Annotated in this window: 21 protein-coding genes and 1 tRNA gene (1 of these 22 cut by a window edge); 17 read left to right on the top strand and 5 right to left on the bottom strand. The window is 35.6% G+C overall.

The features are described 5' to 3' along the window. Positions 1-2 precede the first annotated feature (2 nt). The 5 genes from RTY06_RS02095 to RTY06_RS02075 all read left to right on the top strand — a co-directional run bounded on the left by RTY06_RS02095 (position 3) and on the right by RTY06_RS02075 (position 5,845). A complete protein-coding gene (locus tag RTY06_RS02095; protein WP_312822452.1) occupies positions 3-2,360 on the top strand; it encodes a transglycosylase domain-containing protein in 2,358 nt (785 codons plus the stop codon). A 42-nt stretch (positions 2,361-2,402) separates the two neighbouring features. Continuing rightward, entirely contained in the window at positions 2,403-3,938 is a 1,536-nt protein-coding gene (locus RTY06_RS02090) for a protein adenylyltransferase SelO family protein (RefSeq protein WP_312822451.1), read from the top strand. 64 nt (positions 3,939-4,002) lie between these two features. Continuing rightward, positions 4,003-4,200: a hypothetical protein gene (locus RTY06_RS02085; RefSeq protein WP_312822449.1), complete on the top strand. Its 198-nt coding sequence runs from the start codon at positions 4,003-4,005 to the stop codon at positions 4,198-4,200. Then, positions 4,188-4,511 carry a hypothetical protein gene (locus tag RTY06_RS02080; protein ID WP_312822448.1) on the top strand — a complete coding sequence of 108 codons (324 nt, stop codon included), beginning with the start codon at positions 4,188-4,190 and terminating at the stop codon, positions 4,509-4,511. Before RTY06_RS02085 ends, RTY06_RS02080 begins: the two co-directional genes overlap by 13 nt. A gap of 65 nt (positions 4,512-4,576) precedes the next feature. Then, entirely contained in the window at positions 4,577-5,845 is a 1,269-nt protein-coding gene (locus RTY06_RS02075) for a DUF6080 domain-containing protein (protein ID WP_312822446.1), read from the top strand. A gap of 48 nt (positions 5,846-5,893) precedes the next feature. Here RTY06_RS02075 and RTY06_RS02070 read toward each other — a convergent pair whose 3' ends face one another. Next, entirely contained in the window at positions 5,894-6,403 is a 510-nt protein-coding gene (locus RTY06_RS02070; protein WP_312822444.1) for an SPOR domain-containing protein, read from the bottom strand. A 186-nt stretch (positions 6,404-6,589) separates the two neighbouring features. Here RTY06_RS02070 and RTY06_RS02065 point away from each other — a divergent pair, with 186 nt between their 5' ends. The 8 genes from RTY06_RS02065 (at position 6,590) to RTY06_RS02030 (ending at position 16,100) form a co-directional block, all read left to right on the top strand. Further along, entirely contained in the window at positions 6,590-7,963 is a 1,374-nt protein-coding gene (locus RTY06_RS02065) for a c-type cytochrome (protein ID WP_312822442.1), read from the top strand. Between the two features lie 21 nt (positions 7,964-7,984). Further along, complete coding sequence (locus RTY06_RS02060; protein WP_312822441.1) at positions 7,985-11,044, top strand: TAT-variant-translocated molybdopterin oxidoreductase; 3,060 nt, start codon at positions 7,985-7,987, stop codon at positions 11,042-11,044. A gap of 18 nt (positions 11,045-11,062) precedes the next feature. Continuing rightward, positions 11,063-12,460, top strand: coding sequence for an NrfD/PsrC family molybdoenzyme membrane anchor subunit (gene nrfD, locus RTY06_RS02055; RefSeq protein ID WP_312822440.1), 1,398 nt, complete (start codon positions 11,063-11,065; stop codon positions 12,458-12,460). Continuing rightward, positions 12,447-12,968, top strand: a complete 522-nt coding sequence (locus tag RTY06_RS02050) for a DUF3341 domain-containing protein (RefSeq protein WP_312822439.1) — start codon at positions 12,447-12,449, stop codon at positions 12,966-12,968. The genes nrfD and RTY06_RS02050 overlap by 14 nt, the downstream gene beginning before the upstream one ends. Beyond that, entirely contained in the window at positions 12,961-13,653 is a 693-nt protein-coding gene (locus RTY06_RS02045; RefSeq protein ID WP_312822438.1) for a cytochrome c, read from the top strand. The genes RTY06_RS02050 and RTY06_RS02045 overlap by 8 nt, the downstream gene beginning before the upstream one ends. 11 nt (positions 13,654-13,664) lie before the next feature. After that, a complete protein-coding gene (locus RTY06_RS02040; protein ID WP_312822437.1) occupies positions 13,665-14,999 on the top strand; it encodes a quinol:cytochrome C oxidoreductase in 1,335 nt (444 codons plus the stop codon). Positions 15,000-15,076: 77 nt separating this feature from the next. Continuing rightward, positions 15,077-15,772, top strand: a complete 696-nt coding sequence (locus RTY06_RS02035; RefSeq protein ID WP_312822436.1) for a 3'-5' exonuclease — start codon at positions 15,077-15,079, stop codon at positions 15,770-15,772. A gap of 1 nt (position 15,773) precedes the next feature. Then, on the top strand, positions 15,774-16,100 hold the full coding sequence (locus RTY06_RS02030; protein WP_027383088.1) for an SUF system Fe-S cluster assembly protein: 327 nt from the start codon (positions 15,774-15,776) through the stop codon (positions 16,098-16,100). 33 nt (positions 16,101-16,133) lie between these two features. Here RTY06_RS02030 and RTY06_RS02025 read toward each other — a convergent pair whose 3' ends face one another. Both RTY06_RS02025 and RTY06_RS02020 read right to left on the bottom strand, forming a co-directional pair. Next, positions 16,134-16,538, bottom strand: coding sequence for an OsmC family peroxiredoxin (locus RTY06_RS02025; protein WP_312822435.1), 405 nt, complete (start codon positions 16,536-16,538; stop codon positions 16,134-16,136). 117 nt (positions 16,539-16,655) lie between these two features. Continuing rightward, complete coding sequence (locus tag RTY06_RS02020) at positions 16,656-17,504, bottom strand: hydroxymethylglutaryl-CoA lyase (protein WP_312822434.1); 849 nt, start codon at positions 17,502-17,504, stop codon at positions 16,656-16,658. Between the two features lie 235 nt (positions 17,505-17,739). Between RTY06_RS02020 and pepT the strand changes: the two genes are divergently transcribed. From pepT to RTY06_RS02000, 4 genes are read left to right on the top strand one after another with little or no spacing between them, the layout of a single operon-like run. Further along, positions 17,740-18,990, top strand: a complete 1,251-nt coding sequence (pepT, locus tag RTY06_RS02015; protein WP_312822433.1) for a peptidase T — start codon at positions 17,740-17,742, stop codon at positions 18,988-18,990. 28 nt (positions 18,991-19,018) lie between these two features. Continuing rightward, positions 19,019-19,438: a SufE family protein gene (locus tag RTY06_RS02010; RefSeq protein WP_312822432.1), complete on the top strand. Its 420-nt coding sequence runs from the start codon at positions 19,019-19,021 to the stop codon at positions 19,436-19,438. Continuing rightward, positions 19,439-20,404, top strand: a complete 966-nt coding sequence (locus RTY06_RS02005) for a glycosyltransferase family 9 protein (RefSeq protein WP_312822431.1) — start codon at positions 19,439-19,441, stop codon at positions 20,402-20,404. Next, entirely contained in the window at positions 20,401-21,303 is a 903-nt protein-coding gene (locus RTY06_RS02000; RefSeq protein WP_312822430.1) for a glycosyltransferase family 2 protein, read from the top strand. Before RTY06_RS02005 ends, RTY06_RS02000 begins: the two co-directional genes overlap by 4 nt. Here the strand turns inward: RTY06_RS02000 and RTY06_RS01995 are convergent. Both RTY06_RS01995 and RTY06_RS01990 read right to left on the bottom strand, forming a co-directional pair. Further along, complete coding sequence (locus tag RTY06_RS01995; protein ID WP_312822429.1) at positions 21,278-21,745, bottom strand: VanZ family protein; 468 nt, start codon at positions 21,743-21,745, stop codon at positions 21,278-21,280. The two genes, RTY06_RS02000 and RTY06_RS01995, sit on opposite strands and share 26 nt — an antisense overlap. 219 nt (positions 21,746-21,964) lie before the next feature. Next, positions 21,965-21,985, bottom strand: a tRNA-Val gene (locus RTY06_RS01990); it runs 154 nt beyond the window's last position.

Here is a 21,985-nt window from a genome sequence, read left to right as displayed (position 1 = left end):
TAATGGAAAATAAGAAAACTGAACATAAAAAATTTCCTCTGCCAGACAAGAAAAAAGCGAAATCCGGAATCAGAAAATGGATCAAAATCATTTGGATAGGATTCTTTGCAGTTGTACTAGGTATTTCAGGTTTGTTTTTTGCTGTTTCCCAAGGTTTTGTAGGAGATATGCCGGATGTGAAGGAGTTGGAGAATCCTGACATTTATGTTGCATCCGAGATTTATTCTTCGGATAATGTTCTACTAGGGAAATTTGAAAAAGAAAAAACCAAACCGGTAACTTACAAGCAACTTCCGCCATATTTGGTTTATGCATTACAAGCGAAAGAAGACGAGCGCTTTAAAGAACATTCTGGAATTGATATGCAGTCGGTTGCTAGAGCAATTTATTTTGGTGGAAGAAGAGGTGGAGGTTCTACGATTACACAACAGTTAGCGAAATTATTATTCACAGGAAATGCTTCCCAAAATAGATTTGAAAGAGCTTTCCAGAAACTGAAAGAATGGTGCGTTGCAGTAAGCCTTGAAAAGCGTTACACGAAGGAAGAAATTGTTGCTTTATACTTCAATAAGATGGATTTCCTTTTCAATGCAAAAGGAATCGAAATGGCTTCCAGAGTTTATTTTAATAAATCTGTGAGTCAGTTGACATTACCAGAGGCAGCAACTTTTGTAGCAATGTTGGAAGCGCCAAGAAGAAATAATCCTTACAGAAATCCAGAAAAAGCAAAAACCAGAAGAGATGTTGTTCTTAAACAAATGTTGGAAACTGGTTACATTGATAATTCTACTTATGATAAAGCGATTGCAACGCCAATAGTTGTAGATTTCCACGAAATCAAAACCGTTGAGGAAGGTTTTTCTTCTTATTATAAATATTACCTCAGAAAAGAAATTCAGCAGTATTTAGATTCTTACGAAAAAGAAACAGGAAAAGAACTCAATCTTTATAAAAACGGACTCAAAATCTATGTGACTTTAGACTCTAGAATGCAGAAATATGCTGAAGAGGCGATTAAGGAGCATTTGACTGATCTTCAAAGAAACTTTGATAATGAGATGAGGCGTAACCCCAATCGTCCTTATTATAATCTTTCCAAAACTCAAATCAATGACTTGATGATGTCTGCAGTTAAGAGAACAGGTCGTTACAAGCAGTTGAAAGCGGAAGGGATGTCAGAAGACTCTATTATGATCGAGTTCCACCAGCCTACGAAAATGACTAGATTTACTTGGCAAGGTGAAGAGGAGGTTGAGATGTCTCCTTGGGATTCTATCCGTTATCATAAGCAGATTGCGCAAGCTGGTCTGATGTCTATGGAGCCTGCAACTGGAGATATCAAGGCTTGGGTTGGAGGGATCAATTGGCAACATTTCCAGTATGACCATGTGAAACAAGGAAAAAGACAGGTTGGTTCAACTTTCAAACCATTTGTATATGCAACGGCTATTATGCATCTAGGTATGACGCCTTGTTCTGCTGTTTCTAATGCGCCTTATCAAAAAGGAAGCTGGTATGTAAAAGGAGGAGGAGGTAGTGTTACACTGAAAGAAGGGATTGCAAAATCCTTGAACCCAGTTGCAATTCGACTAGCAGAAATGGCGGGAACGGAAAACGTTATTCAATTAGCAAGAGATTTAGGCGTTACAAGTCCAATTGATAAACATTTGCCAATGGCTTTGGGTACTTCCGATATTACCATTTATGAGATGTTGGGAGCTTTCAGTACGTTTGCCAATTTCGGAAATTATACAAAACCGGAAATGATTTGGAGGATTGAGGATGCGAACGGACGTGTCATAAAAGAAGTGAAACCTGTTGTAAAAGAAGTAATGAACGAGATGTACGCTTACACAATGATTGATTTGATGAAAGGTGTTGCAGAATTCGGGACAGCTTCTGGAGAATTAAGAAGAAGAGGAATTCCTGCAAGTGTAGAAATCGCTGGTAAAACCGGGACAACTCAGAAAAACTCAGATGGTTGGTTTGTAGGAATTGTTCCAAAACTAGCGACTGATGTTTGGGTTGGTTGGGAAGATAGAGCAACGCACTTCTGGAGCACAGGTGAAGGACAAGGAGCAAAAATGGGACTTCCGATTTGGGCAATTTATATGAAAAAAGTTTTTGCAGACAAAGCTTTGAATATTCTTCCAGAAGATAAATTCATTAAGCCGGCAAACTGGACAGGAAGTTGTTCTGATCTCAATAATCTCAGAAATGGATATGGTGATGATGGTGGATTACAATCTATTGAGGAACTCAAAAATCCGACTCAGGTTATTCCAGACAAACCAGTGAAAAAAGAAGATAATTCTAATGAAGCTATTAATTCCTCGGATGATATAGACTTTAACAAATAAAATTAAATCCCGTCCGCATCAAGCGAGACGGGTTTTTTGATAATGAATTTAAAAAATATTACTCATCAATTCACAAAACGATTTCCTGGAGATTTTTCGGGAAATCTGATGCAGAGACAAACTCCTGATGTTTTGTTTTCAACAGTGGAACCTGCAGATTTTGATAAAACAGAATTAATTGATTTTAATGAAGAGTTATCAATCGAAATAGGTTTAGGTAAATTAGACAACAATAAAGATTTCCTTGTCGCTCAAAATCTTCCTGAAAATGTCGAAACTTACGCAACCGCTTATGCAGGTCATCAATTTGGAAATTGGGCGGGGCAATTAGGAGACGGACGAGCAATCTATGCAGGAGAAATTATCAATGGAAATTATCAAACCGAAATCCAATGGAAAGGAGCTGGCGCAACACCTTATTCTAGACACGCAGATGGAAGAGCCGTTTTACGCTCCTCGATTCGGGAATATGTGATGAGCGAGGCAATGTTTCATCTCGGTGTTCCAACAACAAGAGCGTTGAGCATTTCAAAAACTGGTGAAGATGTTATTAGAGATATTCAATATTCCGGAAATCCACAGAAAGAACAAGGTGCAGTTGTAGTAAGAACAGCTGAATCTTTTCTTCGTTTCGGACATTTCGAATTGTTGTCTGCTAGAAATCAAACTGATCTGCTGAAACAATTAGCAGATTATACAATTGAAAATTTTTATCCAGAAGTCAATTCCAAAAATAATCCTAACAAATACATTGATTGGTTTCAAACTATTTGTGACAGAACTTTGAAAATGATAATCGATTGGTATCGTGTAGGTTTTGTTCACGGCGTGATGAATACCGATAATATGTCAATTCTTGGACTCACAATTGATTATGGACCGTTTTCTATGATGGATGGCTATGATTTGGAATTCACGCCAAACACAACGGATTTGCCGGGAAAACGTTATGCTTTTGGAAAACAAGGACAAATTTCTCATTGGAATTTGGCAGCTTTAGCCAACGCTATTTTTCCTTTGATTAATGACTCAGAAACTTTAGAAAAAATCTTGGATGATTACGGAAAACGATTTTGGATAGAGCACGACAAAATGTTAGCAGGTAAATTTGGTTTCGATGAAGTTTTGCCAGAAGATGAACGGTTTTTTACCGAATGGCAACAGTTGATGCAGGATTTTAATCTTGATTATACTTTATTTTTCCAAAGTCTTGAGAAACCAGTTTCAGAAATTAATATTAATGATTTTTCCAATTCTTTTTACCGAGTTCTGAATGAAAGTGAATTGAAAAGACTATCAAATTTCATCGAAAAATACCAAGCAAGACAACTTAAAAATAAAATCTCAGAAACTGAGTCTTTAGAATTAATGTCCAAAACAAATCCGAAATTCATTCTAAGAAATTATCTCTTGTTCGAGGCGATTCAAGATGCTGAAAATGGAGATTATGAATTGTTTTTCAAACTGAAAGAAGCTTTACAAAATCCTTATGAAAATCGCTTTCCAGAGTTCAATCAAAAACGGCCTTTAAAATATGATAATCAGACTGGTTGTAGTCAATTGTCTTGTAGTTCTTAATTTTTTTTCTTAAAAATCAAAACTAATAATTTTCTATCTTTGTTATAATCAATCTATAAAAACAATGAATTTAGCATCTGAAAAAAGTGAAATCATCAAATGGATTCATTCTTTGGAAAATCCTGCTGTCATTGAAGAAATTAATAAAATCAGAAATAGAAAATCTTTTGATTTTGAGAAAGAATGGCGTGAAGGAATCACTGTTTCCGAAGCAAGAAAGAAAACTTCTGAGTTTATAAAGTCTTTGAATTGGAAAAAGTAAATGTCATAATTCGTAAAAATGTTACGGATTATTTAGAAGACCTTGTGTTCATTTTATATAAAAATGAATATTTTGGTTTTGAAAGTGATGCACAAGATTATGTCCAGAAAATTTACGATTTCATAGAATATAATCTTCCAATTTTCCCATTCAGAAAAACACCCGAAAATTTAATTGAGTTGGGCTCGAAATATATTTTTTACAAAGCCAATCAAACGACAACTTGGTATGTTTTCTTTGAAAATATAGAGAACCGTTACCTTGTCACTTTTATTACTAACAGTCATTCCGAGATTGTTCAACATCTTTAAAGTTTCATCATTCTAAACAAAAATCATTTTCTATTTTTGCAAAAAATATCTCAAGTTTGAAACTATTGAACAAAATTTTATCCTTTCTGAAATCAGTTTTTCCGTCAACCAAAATAGAATTATTGATTTTCTTATTCTTCGTCATTCTTTATGGTGCAAATGCTTCTTTTATCGCAGAAAATTTCAGAATTATCTATGATGACAGAATCCCTTGGGATGGTTATTTCAGTTTTGATAATAGAGCGATTATTCAAACCGGTGGAGGTTTTGAAAGACATCCTTTGTCCAATTATTTCTTTGACCAAATCCGAGATTTCGCTTTATGGATTTCGGGAAATAGATACGATTCGGTTTTCAGATTGGTTTTAGCTTTGTTTTCGACAGTTGTGATTTCGTTGGCGAATGTTCAAATATTCAAATATCTGAATAATATTATCCAACTTCCACTGAAAATCAGTCTTTTGATTCTGGCTTTCTACGGATTGTTTGTGACTAATATTCTCTTGTCTTTCACGCCTGAAACTTATACTTACACATTGTTGTTTCTTTCGATTTTTAATTATTATTCGGCAAAGAAAATCAAAGAAGAAAAATCTGTTTCTTTTGCAGCAACCATTTTTGGTTCTGTTTTCATTGGTGGATTGACGATTACGAATATTGTCAAAGTTTACATTCCGTTTTTGTTTGAGAAAAAAATCTTTTGGAATTGGAAGAAAATCGGGATGGCTGTTGCGAAAATCGGGACTTCGGTTATTGTATTTGTTTTTCTGTTTTTGCTGAGATTAGATTTTAATTTCCAGAATTTCCTTAACAAAACCGAAGAGCAATATGATAAATTTTCTAAGCCGAAAGCAACGCCACTTTGGGATATGATTTATTCTTGGTTTTTTGGTGGGAATATTCTGTTTTCAAATTACGAAATCAGAGATTATCATAACAAAGACAAAACGTTCTATTACAAAGCACTTTTTATGGATGTTTACACATCATTTGTTCCTTATCTTTTTATTGGGATTGTTTTATTAATGATGATTTGGAGCGTTTTCAAAAATTGCAAAAACAAATTGGTTTGGATTCTTGTAATCACATTTTTGTTTGATGTATTAGTCCATTGCGTTCTGAAGTTTGGACTTCATACATCTTACATTTACGGCGGACATTTTGTGTTTGTTTATCCCTTATTGTTGGGTTGGTTGTTCTTCAGTTATCGAGAAAAGAGAACTTCAATCAGTTTACTTTACGGGTTACTTTTGATAATGACCGTCTACCTCGGATTGAATAATTATTATCGATTAACAGAGTTCTATCAATTTTTAGAAACTTATTACAAATAAAAAAGACCTTCGGAGTTCCGGAGGTCTTTTCTATTTTTTAGATTTTATTTATTTGGCTTCTACACAAAAAACCGCATAAGGAATAACACGTGCAGAAGGATAAACTTTTTTTATGTTTTTCAAATCTTCAGACGCACTTTGTTTTGAGAAATAACTTCCGGCTAATATTTTATAGTTAGGTCTTAATGACGCATCGGTCTCAACCTTCAAGTTTCTAAAATCATTTCTGAATTCTGTTGCTATCTTTCTAGCTTCATCATTACTTTTTACAATCACAACTTGAATTTTGAAACCCATAATTTTGGGATTCTTTCTGCAGATTTCGGCATTTGTAAGCTCTCTGTTTGCAACCAAAACTTTAGTTGGAGTTTTTACAGGAGCACCAGAATTTCTGTTACAGTTGTCTTCAATTTTTTCCAGAGCATCATTCACACGCTCATCTAGTGCAAAAGAAAGCTCAGTTCCGGATAAAGTATCTTTTTTTACAACATATTGAGCATCAATTTGGTAAAAACAAAATAATGTTGAGATTATAAAAAGCTTAAGCAGGTTGTTCATTTAAAATATTTTTAGCAAATTTAAAATAAATTGATTGAAACGCAAACTCCGTTATTTAGAATGCTTACAAATTAATTACAAATGAAAAAAAAGGATGCGATAAGGTCTTCTTAATTTTTGTTAAAGTGTTATTTTTGCCGGATTGAATGTAAACTGAATAAAATTTACTAACCCAAGATTATATAAATGATTAGTTGGAGAAAGCATTACAAAAAGGGTCTGATAGCAATTGGTCTATTGTTATCAACCGGCGCTTCCGTTTATGCACAAGGCGATCCGAAGAAAGGTCAGGAGCTGTTCAAGGCTAACTGTACTGCGTGTCACGCACTGGATAAAAAAGTTGTAGGACCAGCACTTGGCGGTGTTGTTGAAAAAGTTAAAAAAGACGGTCAGGATGTTGATTGGCTTCACAAATGGATCAGCAACAACGAAAAGCTTAGAGCTTCAGGTGACGCATACGCAAACAAAATCTATGAAGAAAATGGAAAGGTTGCGATGCAGGTTTTCGAAGGAAAACTTTCTGATCAGGATATCGATGATATCTTGGAGTATACAACGAATCCTCCAAAAGAAGAGCCTGCAGCTGATGCAACAGCAACAGAAGGTGCTGATGTAAATAGTACTGCTGCAATCGAAGCTCAAAAAGCACAACAATTGAATTCTAAAATCGTAATTGCAGCATTGATTGCAATTGCTGGTTTGTTATTCTGGTTGTTGGTTAAGATTCGTCAATTAGTTAAATTACAACAAACTCCAGAATTATCAGATCTTAACTCTACAAGAGTGGTTTCTTATTCTGCATTGTATGAAAAATACAGTTATGTAGGAAAAGGACTTGTAGGTTTGCTAGCATTATTCGCTGTTTATGGTGTTTGGAACTGGTTGATGTGGGTTGGTGTTTACAAAGGATACGCTCCGGAGCAGCCAATCTATTTCTCTCACAAGATTCACGCTGGTGAAAACAAAATTGACTGTCAGCTTTGTCACTCAGGTGCTAAGTATGGTAAAGTTTCTGAGATCCCTTCTCTTAACGTTTGTATGAACTGTCACCGTTCTATTTCTGAATACAAAGGGAAATATATCGAGCCAGGAAAAGATAGAGAATTCTACACAGGAGAAATCAAAAAGATTTATCAGCACGTAGGATGGGATGAAGATAAGCAAGCTTATACGGGTAAAACTGAACCAGTTGAGTGGACAAGAATTCACAATATGCCAGATTTCGTATATTTCAATCACTCTCAACACGTTGTTGCTGGTGAGCAAGCAATCATCAATAGTTTCAATGCTAAGCAAAAAGATGCTGCTAACAAAATTGATGTTGTTTGTAAAGCTTGTCACGGTAAAATTGATACAATGAACGTAGTTCAAATGGCTAACAACTTCACAATGGGATGGTGTATCGAATGTCACAGAACTACAGAAGTAGATATGAACAACGGTTATAATAAAGAATACTTCAAAAATCTACACGATAAGTTGAAAAAACAGTATGGTGAAGGTAGTAAGATTACTGTAGATGCAATTGGAGGTCTTGAGTGTGGTAAATGTCATTATTAATAACAAAAATTAGAAGTATAAATGGCTTCAAATAAAATACAATTCAGAAGTATTCACGAACTAAAAGACCCGACTTTGACTGGAAAGTTAGCGGCAAAAGAGTTCCAGAATGAAATTCCGGTTGAAGAATTCTTAGATGATTCTAATAGTTCAGGGACTTCTCGTAGAGATTTCCTTAAGATATTAGGGTTTTCTACTGCAGCTGTTACATTAGCAGCTTGTGAAGCACCGGTTCTTAAAACGATTCCTTATGTTGTAAAACCTCACGATATCATTCCTGGTATTCCGAATTTTTACGCATCTTCATATTTTGACGGTTTCGATTTCTCAAGTGTTTTGGTAAAAACAAGGGAAGGTCGTCCTATCAGAATTGACCCTAATCCAGCTGCTGGTTCATTAGGTACAACTAATGCCAGAGCTCAGGCTAGTGTTCTTTCTCTTTATGATAATGATAAAGTGAAAAAACCAGCTTTGAATGGTGAGGAGCAAGAGGATTTCAATAAAGTTGATGATTTTATCCTTAAAGGATTAACAGAATCTCAGGCTAGCGGTAAAAAGATTGTAGTATTATCTCACTCTTTCCCAAGTCCAACTTTCAAAAAGTTATTTGCTGATTTCAAAACAAAATATCCTTCCGCTGAATTAATCACTTACGATGCATATCCTCACGCTGCGGCTTTGGATGCTGCACAAGAAGTTTTCGGACAAAGAGCATTGCCAGTTTATGATTTGAGTTCAAGTCAATTGGTGGTTTCTTTCAACGCAGATTTCCTAGGAGATTACAACGGAGGAAGTTTAGAAGTTTCTTACGCTGCTGCTAGAAAACCTGGAGAAAATATGCTAAGACATATTCAGGTTGAATCTAACATGAGCTTAACGGGAGCTAACTCAGATTCAAGATATAAATTGAAACCAAGTGCAGTTTTCAAAACTTTGGTAGAAGTTTATAATGGTCTTAACGGTGGAACTTCTGATAAAACAGCTTCTGCAATTGTTAAAGAACTTCAAGCTAAAGGCGACAAAGCTGTTGTTTTTGCTGACGGTTCAAAAGCAGCTTATGTTTTAGCACATTTAATCAATCAAAAATTAGGTTCTAAAGCTTTTACACGTAAAGCTAATTTCCTTAAAGAATACGATAACGCAAGATTCAACGAGTTTGTTTCTTGGTTAAATGGAGGACAAGTTGGTGTTTTGATTACTAACAATGTGAATCCAGTTTACTCTCACGCTAAAGGACAGACTTTATTTGAAGCATTCAAAAAAGTTCCTTATTCTGTGGCGATTGTAGACAAAAAGAATGATATGTACAAAGCTTCTAAAGCAGTGATTCCTTATACTCACTGGTTAGAATCTTGGGGTGATATCACTCCAGAAACAGGTGCATACTCTTTGATGCAGCCTACAATTCAGAAGATTTATACTTCTAGACAAGTTGAAGAATCTTTATTAGTTTGGATTAATGGAAAAAATAGTCCTGCTAATAATTATTATAATTATCTTAAAGCAAACGCTCTAGTTCTTAACGGCGGTCTTTCTTTCAACAAAAACCTTTATAACGGTTTCACGAACGGAGGTCTTTCAATGGGATTAAGTTATGCTGGAGGAAACGCAGCTCAAGCAGTTGCAGAATTATCAGCATTCAAAAATGTTGAATTCGAATTACAACTTTATACTAAATCAGGTATCGGTGACGGAACACAGTCTAACAACCCTTGGTTGATGGAGCTTCCTGACCCAATCTCTAGATTGTCTTGGGATAACTACTTAACCATTTCTCCAAAAGATGCTAAAACTCTTGATATTGAGAATAGCCTTAATGCAAGAATGCAGTTGGATGGTGACAAAGTTAATCTTACTGTAAATGGTGTAACATTGAAAGATGTTCCAGTATTTATTCAGCCAGGTCAAGCAGAAGGTTCATTAGGATTGGCGCTTGGTTATGGTAAAAAAGATTCTGGTAAAGTTGCTGAAACAGGAATCAATGCATATCCATTATTCGACGGTTACAATACAGTTATTTCTAATGTTAAAATTGAAAAAACTGGAGAAACTCACGAATTTGCAGGAATGCAGCTTCAAAATACATTAATGGGTCGTTACGAAATTGCTAAAGAAGTTTCTTTGGAAGATTTTATTAATAAACCTGTTGATGAGTGGAATGCACCTTTAAAAATGCACACGATTGGAGGTGAACTTCCAATTGGAAAGGTTGATCTTTGGGATTCTTATGATGATACAGACGGTCCTCACTTTAACTTATCAGTTGACCTTAACTCTTGTACCGGTTGTGGCGCTTGTGTTATAGCTTGTCAGGCAGAAAACAACGTTCCTGTTGTTGGAAAAGAAGAGATTAGAATGTCTAGAGATATGTACTGGTTAAGGATTGACCGTTACTACTCTTCTGAAGAAAAAGTTGAAGTTTACGAAGGTCTTAAAGAAGGAATGGCAGTGCCAGAACTTTACGGAAGTAGCCTTCTAGGTATTGAAGGAGCTTTGGAAAATGCGGCTGATAATCCGGACGTAATCTTCCAGCCAGTAATGTGTCAGCACTGTAACCACGCACCTTGTGAAACAGTTTGTCCGGTTGCTGCAACATCTCACGGTAAGCAAGGTCAAAACCAAATGGCTTACAACAGATGTATCGGTACCAGATATTGTGCAAACAACTGTCCTTACAAAGTAAGAAGATTCAACTGGTTCAACTATGCGTTGAATGATAAGTTCGATTTCAATATGAACAATGATTTGGGAAGAATGGTTCTTAACCCAGATGTTGTAACAAGAACAAGAGGGGTAATGGAGAAATGTTCTCTTTGTATCCAAGAAACTCAGCTTACAATCCTGAATGCTAAGAAGGAGGGAAGAAGAGTGACGGATGCAGAATTCCAAGGTGCTGTTGCTTGTGCATCTGCTTGTTCTACAGGCGCTATGAAATTCGGTGATATGAATGACGTAGAATCTGAAGTTAGAAGCTTGTTCAACGGAAATAGAAAATATACTTTGCTTGAAGAGATTGGTACAAAACCAAACGTATTCTATCACGCAAAAATCAGAAACAGAAAAGAAGAGAAAAACGTTTAAATAATAAATAGGTAAAAAATGTCAGGACATTACGAAGCTCCGATAAGGGAACCTTTAATTATTGGTCATAAGACTTATCACGATATCACAGAGGATATCGCAAGACCTATCGAAGAACGTGCAGGTAAATTATGGTGGGCATCTTTGTATGCGGCTTTAATCTTGTTCGTTTATGGATTTGGTTGTATCGCTTACACAGTCGGAACCGGTATCGGTGCGTGGGGACTTAACAGAACTATCAACTGGGGTTGGGATATTACCAATTTCGTATGGTGGGTAGGTATTGGTCACGCAGGAACACTAATCTCAGCGGTACTATTATTATTTAGACAAAGATGGAGAATGTCCGTTAACCGTTCTGCAGAAGCGATGACGATTTTCGCAGTTTGTCAGGCAGCTATCTTCCCGGTAATACATATGGGTAGAGTTTGGGTTGGATATTGGGTTTTCCCATTGCCAAACCAGTTTGGTACACTTTGGACCAACTTTAACTCGCCGTTACTTTGGGACGTATTTGCAATCTCAACTTATTTCTCTGTATCAGTTGTATTCTGGTTTATGGGATTGATTCCTGACTTTGCAATGATTAGAGATAGAGCTAAGACTCCATTTAATAAAAAGATTTATACACTTCTTGCATTCGGATGGGGTGGAAAAGCAAAACACTGGCAAAGATTCGAAGAACTATCTTTGGTTCTTGCAGGTTTGGCAACGCCACTTGTATTCTCGGTACACACAACGGTATCATTTGACTTTGCTACGTCGGTAATTAAAGGATGGCACTCAACTATCTATCCTCCTTACTTCGTTGCTGGTGCGATTTTCTCAGGATTCGCGATGGTACAAACACTATTGTTGGTAGCAAGAAAAGTTTGTCACTTAGAAGACTATATCACAATGTACCACATCGAGATTATGAACATAGTAATCGTTGTAACAGGTGGTATGGTAACTGTAGCTTACGCAACTGAATATTTCATCGGATGGTATTCTGGGTCAAGATTCGAAGATTTTACTTATCTTTCTCCTGGAGCAGCGGTTGGACCTTATTGGTGGGCATTCTGGGCATTGATTATCTGTAACTTGGTTGTACCTGCAGCGTTCTGGTTCAAAAAAGTTAGAACTAATATCTTCTGGACATTCATCATTGCATTGATTATCAATATCGGTATGTGGTTTGAGCGTTTTGATATTATCGTAATCAATTTGTCTAGAGATTATTTACCATCATCTTGGACAATGTTTAAACCAACCATTATTGATGTTGGTGTATATCTTGGAACAATAGGATTTTTCTCTGTATTATTCCTTTTGTATGCGAGAACATTCCCTGTAATTGCACAGGCAGAATTGAAGAGTATTTTGAAAATTTCCGGTGAAACTTATAAAGCAAAAGAAGGAGATGAGCACCACTAAGATTATATATGGACTTTACGGCGACGACGATGATTTGATGCACGGCGTTAAAGCCTTTACAGATAAAGGAATTAGTATAAATGAAGTTTATACACCGTTCCCTGTTCACGGACTAGACAAAGCTCTTGGTTTAAAGAAAACCAGAATTTCTGACGCTGCATTTATCTATGCTTGTTATGGAGTTACAATCGGGATTACTTTGACTGCTTATATTATGAACCACGACTGGCCCCAGAATATTGGTGGTAAACCTTCTTTTACCTGGATTAATAACTTCCCAGCTTTTATTGATCCCATGTTCGAGCTTATGGTATTCTGTTCTGCTCACTTAATGTCATTAACATTTCTTGTGAGAAACAAAATGTATCCAGGTGCTAAACCTCAGAATCCGGATCCTAGAACTACAGATGACAAATTTATGATGGAGTTTGTTTCTGATGATGTTGAAACTATTAAACAACTGTTAATTGATACAGGTGTTGAAGAAATAACCGTAAAAGATGCCTAAGATGAAGAATAGTATATTAAAAATTACAGCAATCTTTGGTTTAACTACTGTTTTACTAAATTCTTGCGGTCCAAAAGATAACCCACCTTTGGTCTATTTTCCTGATATGTATTTTCCTGTGGCTTATGATCCATTGATGAAAGCTAAGGATGCATATTCTGACCACGAAAATGAAATCCCTGCTTTTGTAGCTCGTAACGGAGCAACTGGACTTTCTCCTGTAGAAGGAACTGTTCCCCAAAACAAAGACGGAATCGTAAGTGAGGAAACTTTACCTAAAAATGTTGACGAATATAACGCAGGTTATGATGCTTCAAGATTGGTTACTGCTTCTCCTTTGAATCCTAAAAATCTTGAAAAAGATTTAGCTAGAGGAAAAGTATTATTCGACCATACTTGTTCTGCTTGTCACGGTACAGGAGGAGATGGACAAGGACCAATTGTAAAAAGCGGTGCTTATTCTGGAGTTCCTAATTATGCAGATAGAGATATCACAATCGGTTCTATCCACTATGTTTTGACTAATGGTAGAAACGCAATGGGTTCTTATGCAGGACAATTGAATGTTGGAGATAGATGGAGAGTAGCGTTGTATGTTTATAATACATTCAAAGCGCCAACTGCTACCGCTGCTCCGGCTGAGGCTGCACCAGCAGCAACTGAAGATAAAACCAATGCTAAATAAAAAAATAGAAAATGTATAGTTTTTCACCTAAATTAAGATTATATTCAATTATACTCATTGTTGTAGGAGTTGCTTTATTCGGTATTGGTTATGCACTTAACCACGGATTGGATGATACTGCAATCTCTCATTGGATGGAATCAGTTCATTCAAAAGGACACGAAGCACCTTCTCATTCCAGCGAATTGGTTGGTCCTCAAGACCACGATTCACACTTGGAGCACGCTAAACTTCAGATTCATAATCAACCATTGGCAGCAATTCATACATTTGCAGTTTTTGCTTTTGGAATTAGCTGTTGTGCATTATTCTTTTACAGTATTCAGCACGCGGCTCACGCAGGTTGGTCAATCATTGTAACAAGAGTAATGGAAGCGATTGCTTCTTTTATCCCATACGGAGGAGCACTTTTAGTAATTATTATGTTACTGAATATTACACATCAAGGTCACCTTTTCCATTGGATGGACGAGAGTCTTACTACTCCTGGAGACCCTAACTTTGATGTTATTTTATTCGAAAAGAAAAAATTCCTTAATATTCCTTTCTACGCAGTTAGAACTTTCATTTACGTAATCGGAGCATCGTTCTTTGTTTGGAAATTGAAAAGTGTTTCTAAGAAAGTTGATGAGAACAAAGGTGATAGAAAAATCTACGCTAGTTTGTATAGCTGGAATGTTGGTTACATCGCGTTCTTCGGATTTGCTTCTGCAGCTTGGGCTTGGGATTGGTTAATGTCAATTGACCCTCACTGGTATTCTACACTTTATATTTGGTATTCAATGGTTAGTTGTTTATCAACATCTATTGCTGTAATGATTATCATCAGTGTTTATCTAAAAAAGAAAGGAGTTTATCCTCAGTTTAATAACAACCACCTTCACGATCTTGGTAAATTCTTATTTGCTACTAGTTTGTTGTGGTCCTACCTTTGGTTCTGTCAGTTTATGCTTTATTGGTATGCTAACGTACCAGAAGAGGTTAACTATTTCTTTGGAAGATTTGAATATTATGGACCTACCTTCTTGCCAATGCTTGTGGTAAACTTTTTAGCTCCTTTATTGGTTTTAGTAAGCAGTAGCATCAAGAGAAATTATAAAGTAGTAACCTTTATGGCTGTTTTGGTAATTTTTGGACACGCCGTAGATTACTTCAATATGGTAATGCCAGGAACAGTTGGTCCTTATTGGAACAATGCTTCAAACGCATTCTTGGTATTAGGTTCATTTGTTTTTGTAGTTGGATTATTTGTTTTCACTGTAATGACAGCTTTATCAAAATTAAAGTTGATGCCTACAGGAAACCCATTCTTCCACGAATCAGAGATTTACGAATATCCTTTCTAATTAATTTTAGAATAGAAAATATAAAACCCAGCAGAAATGTTGGGTTTTTTTATTAATTTTAAAGAAACAAAAGACAAATGATTCAAAATCTTCCAATCGAAAATATCCTTTTCCTTGATATCGAAACTGTTCCTCAAATTGACAATTGGAATAATGTAGATTCTACAACACAATATCTTTGGGATAAGAAAACCAAGTCTCAGAGAAAAGATGAAATCGAAGCTTCAGAATTCTATGAACAACGAGCAGGAATAATGGCAGAGTTCGGGATGATTATCTGTATCTCTATTGGAATGATTGATAACAATACCGGAAGACTTAAAATCAAAACTTATGCTGGTGAGGAAAAAGATTTGTTACTTTCCTTTTGCGAACTGTTCAATAGTCCCCGTCTAAATAATGTTATCCTATGTGCTCACAACGGAAAAGAATTTGATTTTCCTTACATCGCCAGAAGGCTTTTAATTAATGGAATTCAACCACCAGTTCCGTTTCAGATGTTTGGGAAAAAACCTTGGGAAATTCCTCATATCGATACAATGGAACTCTGGAAATTCGGAGATTGGAAAAGTTATGTTTCTTTGGAATTGCTGGCTTACATCTTCGGAATTCCCTCTCCAAAAGACGATATCGATGGAAGTATGGTTGCCGATATATACTATAAAGACGGTGATATAGATAGAATCATTCATTATTGTGAAAAAGATGTCTTAACTTTGGCAAATGTTTTCAGGCGGATGCGTCAGGAAGATTTATTAAAAAGATTAGATTAAAATGAAATATACAGACGACCAAATTGCAGATATTGGCGAAGAAATAATCAAGGAGCTTAAAACCGTTTTTGACCCAGAAATACCGGTTGATATATATGAATTAGGATTGGTTTACGATGTTCAGATTTCGGATGAAGGCGAAGTTCTAGTAATAATGACGCTTACATCTCCGAATTGCCCAGTTGCGGAAACTCTCCCAGTAGAAGTGGAAGATAAAGTTAGAGGCGTAGAAGGTGTAAAATCGGCGAAAATCGAACTCACTTTTGAACCGACTTGGACCAAAGAAATGATGAGCGAAGAAGCCAAGTTTGAACTTGGTATGTTATAGAAATAAATCCTGTAATTAGCAGGATTTTCTATTTTAATTTTGATATTCGAAAAGGAATATTTTTTTAATTTCTGTGTGTAAACTAAGATAAACCGGACTTGTTTTAGCTGTATTCTCGATAAACTCTTTCTCTTCTGGAGAATAAGAATGAGGAAATTTGAATACGCAGAAAATCTCACCAATTCTTCTTGGTTCAAAGTACATTGTTTTTTTCAATTCACAAGTTGCTCCTGTGATGTCGATGTTTCTATCTTTACCTAAAACAACAAGGGAAGCAAATACACTCTCAGCCAATGTAGTTGCGAAAATGTCTGTAGGAGAAAAATGATATCTCACAGCAAAATCGTTGGAGGGAACATATGTTGAGAAAACTTCACCCGAGGCCTCGTGTATAGATTCAATTTTAGATTCGCCTAAGTAAGTTGTTTTTGAAGTCATAACCTGATTATCTTAATTGTTTTTTCTATAATAAAGTTACATTAATTTTTTGAAATTTAGAATCCTGAATATGAATAATTATTAAAATATGATATAATTTAGGTCTAATCAGATAATTCAGAAATGAAAAATATCCTTCGCCATATTATAAGCACTTTCAAAATGTAGAAGATTCTGGTGAACATCCAGCTTCTCTGACTGCATAAAGGTAAAAACTTTCTCAGTCGGCATATTTCCCACCAAGTCATCCTTCGCCATCGGGCAACCGCCAATTCCTTTTATAGCGCTATCAAATCTTCTGCAGCCTTCGTCATATGCTGCTTTTAGTTTTACATAAGATTCTTCATATCTGTTATGAAAATGCGCTCCGAAATTAATGTCAGGGTATTTCGCAGGAATTTTATTGAACAAAAGTGATATTTTCTCAACATCACCAACACCGATTGTATCAGAAAGTAGAATATTTTTGATTCCGATTTCTTCAAAGCGTTTCGCCCAAAAATCTACGTCTTCCCATTTCCAACTTTCACCATAAGGATTTCCGAAAGCCATAGAAAAATAGAGATTCAGTTGTCTGCCTTCAGATTTTGTCAATTCCAATATATTCACAACTTCTGTAAAAGCTTCTTCACGACTTTTGTTGGTGTTTCTATGTTGAAAAGTTTCAGAAATGGAAAAAGGAAACCCTAGAATATCGATTTGCTCGTGGCTCAAAGCTTTTTCTGCACCTTTTAGATTGGCAACAATCACAGAAAGTTTGGAATTGGAAATTGATTTGTCAATCTCGTCCACCACAATTCCGGAGTCGGCCATCTGAGGCATTGTTTTAGGATTCACAAAACTTCCGCAATCCAAAACATCAAAGCCAACCTCCATCAGTCGGTTGATATAATCTATTTTCTGTTGCGTGGGAATCATTTCTCCCCAGCCTTGCATCGCGTCACGTGGACATTCTGTTAAGAACATTGGTCTTTTAATTTTAAATATTTGGGCAGCTTAATCCGCCTTCCGTTCCCGCTTTTTTCTTTTTTTGATAAAAAAGAAAAAGAGCTCCACTCAAGTCGGGCTGCAATTACAGCGTGTAAGAACTTTTTAGTAATCAATCATCGTTTATCTGTTATAATCAAGACTTAACTCTGACCACATATTATTTGTCGTTCACTGCATAAATATATAACTTTGCGGAGATATAGCAAATTATATGGAAAACATCCAATTAGACGGTATTTGGAGAGGAAAACTCCTTAATAGATTCATTACTTACATCAAGATATTTTCAACCAGCGACGCAGAAAGTGAGACGACTCCTTCTACAGAAAGGCAGTGGAATATCGCTAATTATCTGTACAAAGAATTGCAGGATTTAGGATTGGAAGATGTGAGCATAGATGAAAAAGGTTACGTTTTTGGATTTATTCCTTCTAATAAAGAGGAGAAAGTTCCACAAGTTGGGTTCATTGCACATTATGATTCGTCACCGGATTTCAATGGAGAAAATGTAAATCCTCAGATTTGGGAAAAATATGACGGCGAAGATTTGTTATTGAACAAAAAAACCGGATTCACTTTGTCTTCAACCAAGTTTGAAGCTTTAAAGAAATATATCGGGCAAACCATCATCACAACAGACGGAACAACTTTATTGAGTGCTGATGATAAAGCCGGTGTTGCAGAGATTGTAACGGCAGCAGAATTTCTGTTAGCCAATCCACAAATCAAACACGGACGTATTTCTATCGGATTCAATCCAGATGAAGAAATTGGAAGAGGCGCACATCATTTTGATGTTGAGAAATTTGGAGCAGAATGGGCTTACACAATGGACGGCGGAGAAATCGGAGAGTTGGAATATGAAAACTTCAATGCGGCTGGAGCTGTGATAAAAATCCACGGATTGTCCGTCCACCCAGGTTATTCTTTTGGTAAAATGCTGAATGCTGGATTAGTAGCTTCAGAATTTATTAATTCACTTCCGGCAAATGAAACGCCTGCTACTACAAAAGGTTTCGAAGGCTTTTTCCATTTGACAGATTTTGAAGGTGATGTTTCTGAAGCTAAACTTCAATACATCATTCGTGACCACGATGACCAGAAATTCGAAGATAGAAAAAAACTGATTGCTGAAAAGGTTGAGGAAATCAATAAAAAGTATGGCGAGAAGACTGCTGAGATAGAAATCAAGCAGCAATATCTCAATATGAAAAAACAATTCGAAGGTAAAATGCACATCGTGGATATTGCGGAACAGGCAATGAAAGATTCCGGAATTGAACCGAAAATCAAAGCGATTAGAGGAGGAACAGATGGAGCACAGTTATCTTATATGGGATTACCTTGCCCTAATATCTTTGCAGGCGGACACAATTTCCACGGACCGTACGAATTTGTACCTTTGGAAAGTATGATTGCAGCTGTAAAAGTAATTGCTAATATTGCTCAATCGGTAAAATAATTTAATTTTAATTCAAATATTCTTTTGAATGACAATCAAAGAAAAACAACAAGAACTTATAGAAGAATTCGCCTTTCTAGACGATTGGGAGCAGAAATACGAATATATCATAGACCTTGGAAAAGAGCTGAAAGGACTTCCTGAAGATAAAAAAACGGACGAAAACTTAATCAGAGGTTGTCAATCCAAAGTTTGGATTGATGCAGAATTTACTGACGGAAAATTGTTTTTCAATGCAGATTCTGATGGGATTTTACCAAAAGGAATAGTTTCACTTTTGGTAAGAATTTATAGTGGTCATATGACTCAGGAGATTCTTGATTCTGATTTTGATTTTATTTCGGAAATAGGATTGCAGGAGTTCTTGTCGCCATCAAGAGCAAACGGTTTAATGGCAATGACCAAGCAAATCAAATTTTACGCAGTTGCATTTCAACTAAAGAAATAGGTGAAAAGAATTCTGGCATATCGTTTTTCTGCATTCGGAGATGTAGCAATGACAGTTCCCGTTTGTGTTGAGTTTCTAGAACAGAATCCCGATACGGAAATTGTTTTTGTGAGTAGAGAAAACTTTAAAGACCTTTTTGACAAACATCCAAGACTCAAATTCCACGGAATCAGTTTTGATGACTATAAGGGGATTTTCGGCATCAGAAAATTGACAAGGCAATTAATTAAAGAATTTAAACCAGACTTTGTTGCCGACCTTCACGATGTCATCAGAACAAAAATGCTTAATGCTATTTTCTTAAGACACGGATTTAAAGTTTACCAAATTGATAAAGGTAAAGATGAAAAGGAAAAACTGACTAATGTCTGGAATCTGGATAAAGTTCAATTGAAAAGAACAACAGAACGTTATGCGGATGTTTTCAGAGATATGGGTTTTTCTCTTAACTTATCTAATCAATTAAGACCAGGAAATATAACGAAGAAAGATATCGGCTTTGCGCCTTTTGCTCAGCACAAAGGGAAAATGATGCCCGAAGAAAAGTCTTTTGAGTTGGCTAGAATCTTAGCAAAAACGCATAAAGTCTATTTTTTTGGAGGTGGAAATGAAGAAAATGAAATCCTTACAAAATGGGAAAAACAAATTCCCAATACACATAGTTTGTCCGGAAAATTATCTTTGAAAGAAGAACTGAAAAAAATCTCTGAACTGGAAGTGATGATTTCTATGGACTCAGCGAATATGCATTTGGCAAGTCTGATGGGAACCAGATGTATTTCGGTTTGGGGTTCAACGCATCATTTTGCGGGGTTTTTGGGTTATGGACAAAGCGAAGATGATATTGTCCACGTTAAGGATTTATCTTGTAGACCTTGTTCTGTTTTTGGAGATAAAGAGTGTTTCCGTGGCGATTATGCTTGTCTGGAGGAATTGAACATTCAGAAAATTATTGATAGAATATGAAGCTAAGTATTTGTATTCCTATTTATAATTTTGATGTCAATGATTTGGTAAAAGACCTTCAGAATCAGATTGTTTCAAATGAATTGGATGCTGAAATTATCTTAATTGATGACCATTCTAAAACTGAATTCATTAATATAAATAAGAATTTAGAGAAAACTGTAAGCCAATTTGTTTTCCTTGATAAAAACATTGGACGTTCTAAAATTCGAAACTTGTTTCTACATTATTCTCAGTCAGAATACTTGCTTTTTCTGGACTGCGATGGGAAAATAATCAGTCCTGATTTTCTTAAAAATTATATAGATTTTATTATTACTAAAAATCCAGACGTCGTTTTTGGTGGTAGAAAAGTGAGTGATGTAAAACCTTCGTCGGAATTTGGTCTTAGATGGAAATTTGCTGTAGAAAGAGAGAATTTACCATTAAAACAACGCTTGAAATCTCCGTATTTGGATTTTCAAACCAATAACTTTATTGTCAAAAAGAATATTCTGAAGGAAAATCCTTTTAATGAGACTATTACGCAATACGGTTATGAAGATTTGATTTTCGCAAAAGATTTATTCAAGAATAAGATATTTATAGACCATATCGACAATCCTATTTTTAATAATGATGTGGAGACTAATGAAGTTTTTCTTTCGAAAGCTGACCAATCTGCAAAAAGCCTTTCTCAGCTAATAAAAAGTGATAAAGATGTCGAAAGAGTCTCTAAAATCAAACTAGCCCAAGCTTACTCACAATTGAAAAAAACAGGCGGTATTTTTCTTTATAGGTTGATTTACACATTGTCGAAGTCGTACGTACAAAAAAAGCTTTTAGAAGGAAATATCTCTCTAAAAGCTCTTGATTTTTATAAATTAGGTCAGCTTATTTATTATATGAATAAGAAGTAAAAGGCTTTTCATAATTAAGTTCTAGCCTGATGTCTGAAATATCCAACCATTTTGCTACTTGAAGAGCAAAGTATCCAATCAACATTCCGAAGGTATTCAAGAAAACATCGTCTATATCAGCAGTTCCTCTGGCTGTCCAATATTGTAAAAGTTCTATAGTAGAAATCCCACAAACAAATAAAAAAAACAGTAGAGGTAGGTTGTTCAGTTTTCTAACTAATAGACCAAGTCCACCAAATGGGATGAAGACCAAAATATTTCCTACGATATTTATCATAAACTTTTCTGAGAAGAAGTTATTGTATCTTAAAAAGTAAGTGATGCTTTGAAGCGGATTAAGTTGTAGGAATCCAAATTCAGGATGGCGTCCACATCCATAAAACATCATATATAATAGAAAAATAGTGTAAAAGGGAATTAACACTGCATAATATCTTTTCATAGGTTTCCTTTTGCGGGGATTAGTAATTAAAAGAGTCTATGCCAAATAATAGGGCGAAACAATTTTATCTGGTACACAGTATCAAAAATCTTTCCAAAGTCAGAAATTTAAACAAATGATTGACTTTATAAGTCAAATTTAACATTATGTTAAACTTAGGGAGATGTAGTTATACACTATGGAAACAAAAAAAATCTCTCAGAAAACTGAGAGATTTTGTGGGCCCTGAGGGATTCGAAC

The sequence above is a fragment of the Epilithonimonas sp. genome, from assembly GCF_032055105.1.
Taxonomy (GTDB): domain Bacteria; phylum Bacteroidota; class Bacteroidia; order Flavobacteriales; family Weeksellaceae; genus Epilithonimonas.
The sequence above is the reverse complement of the archived record's forward strand: the minus strand, read 5'-3'. Positions and strand labels throughout refer to the sequence as shown.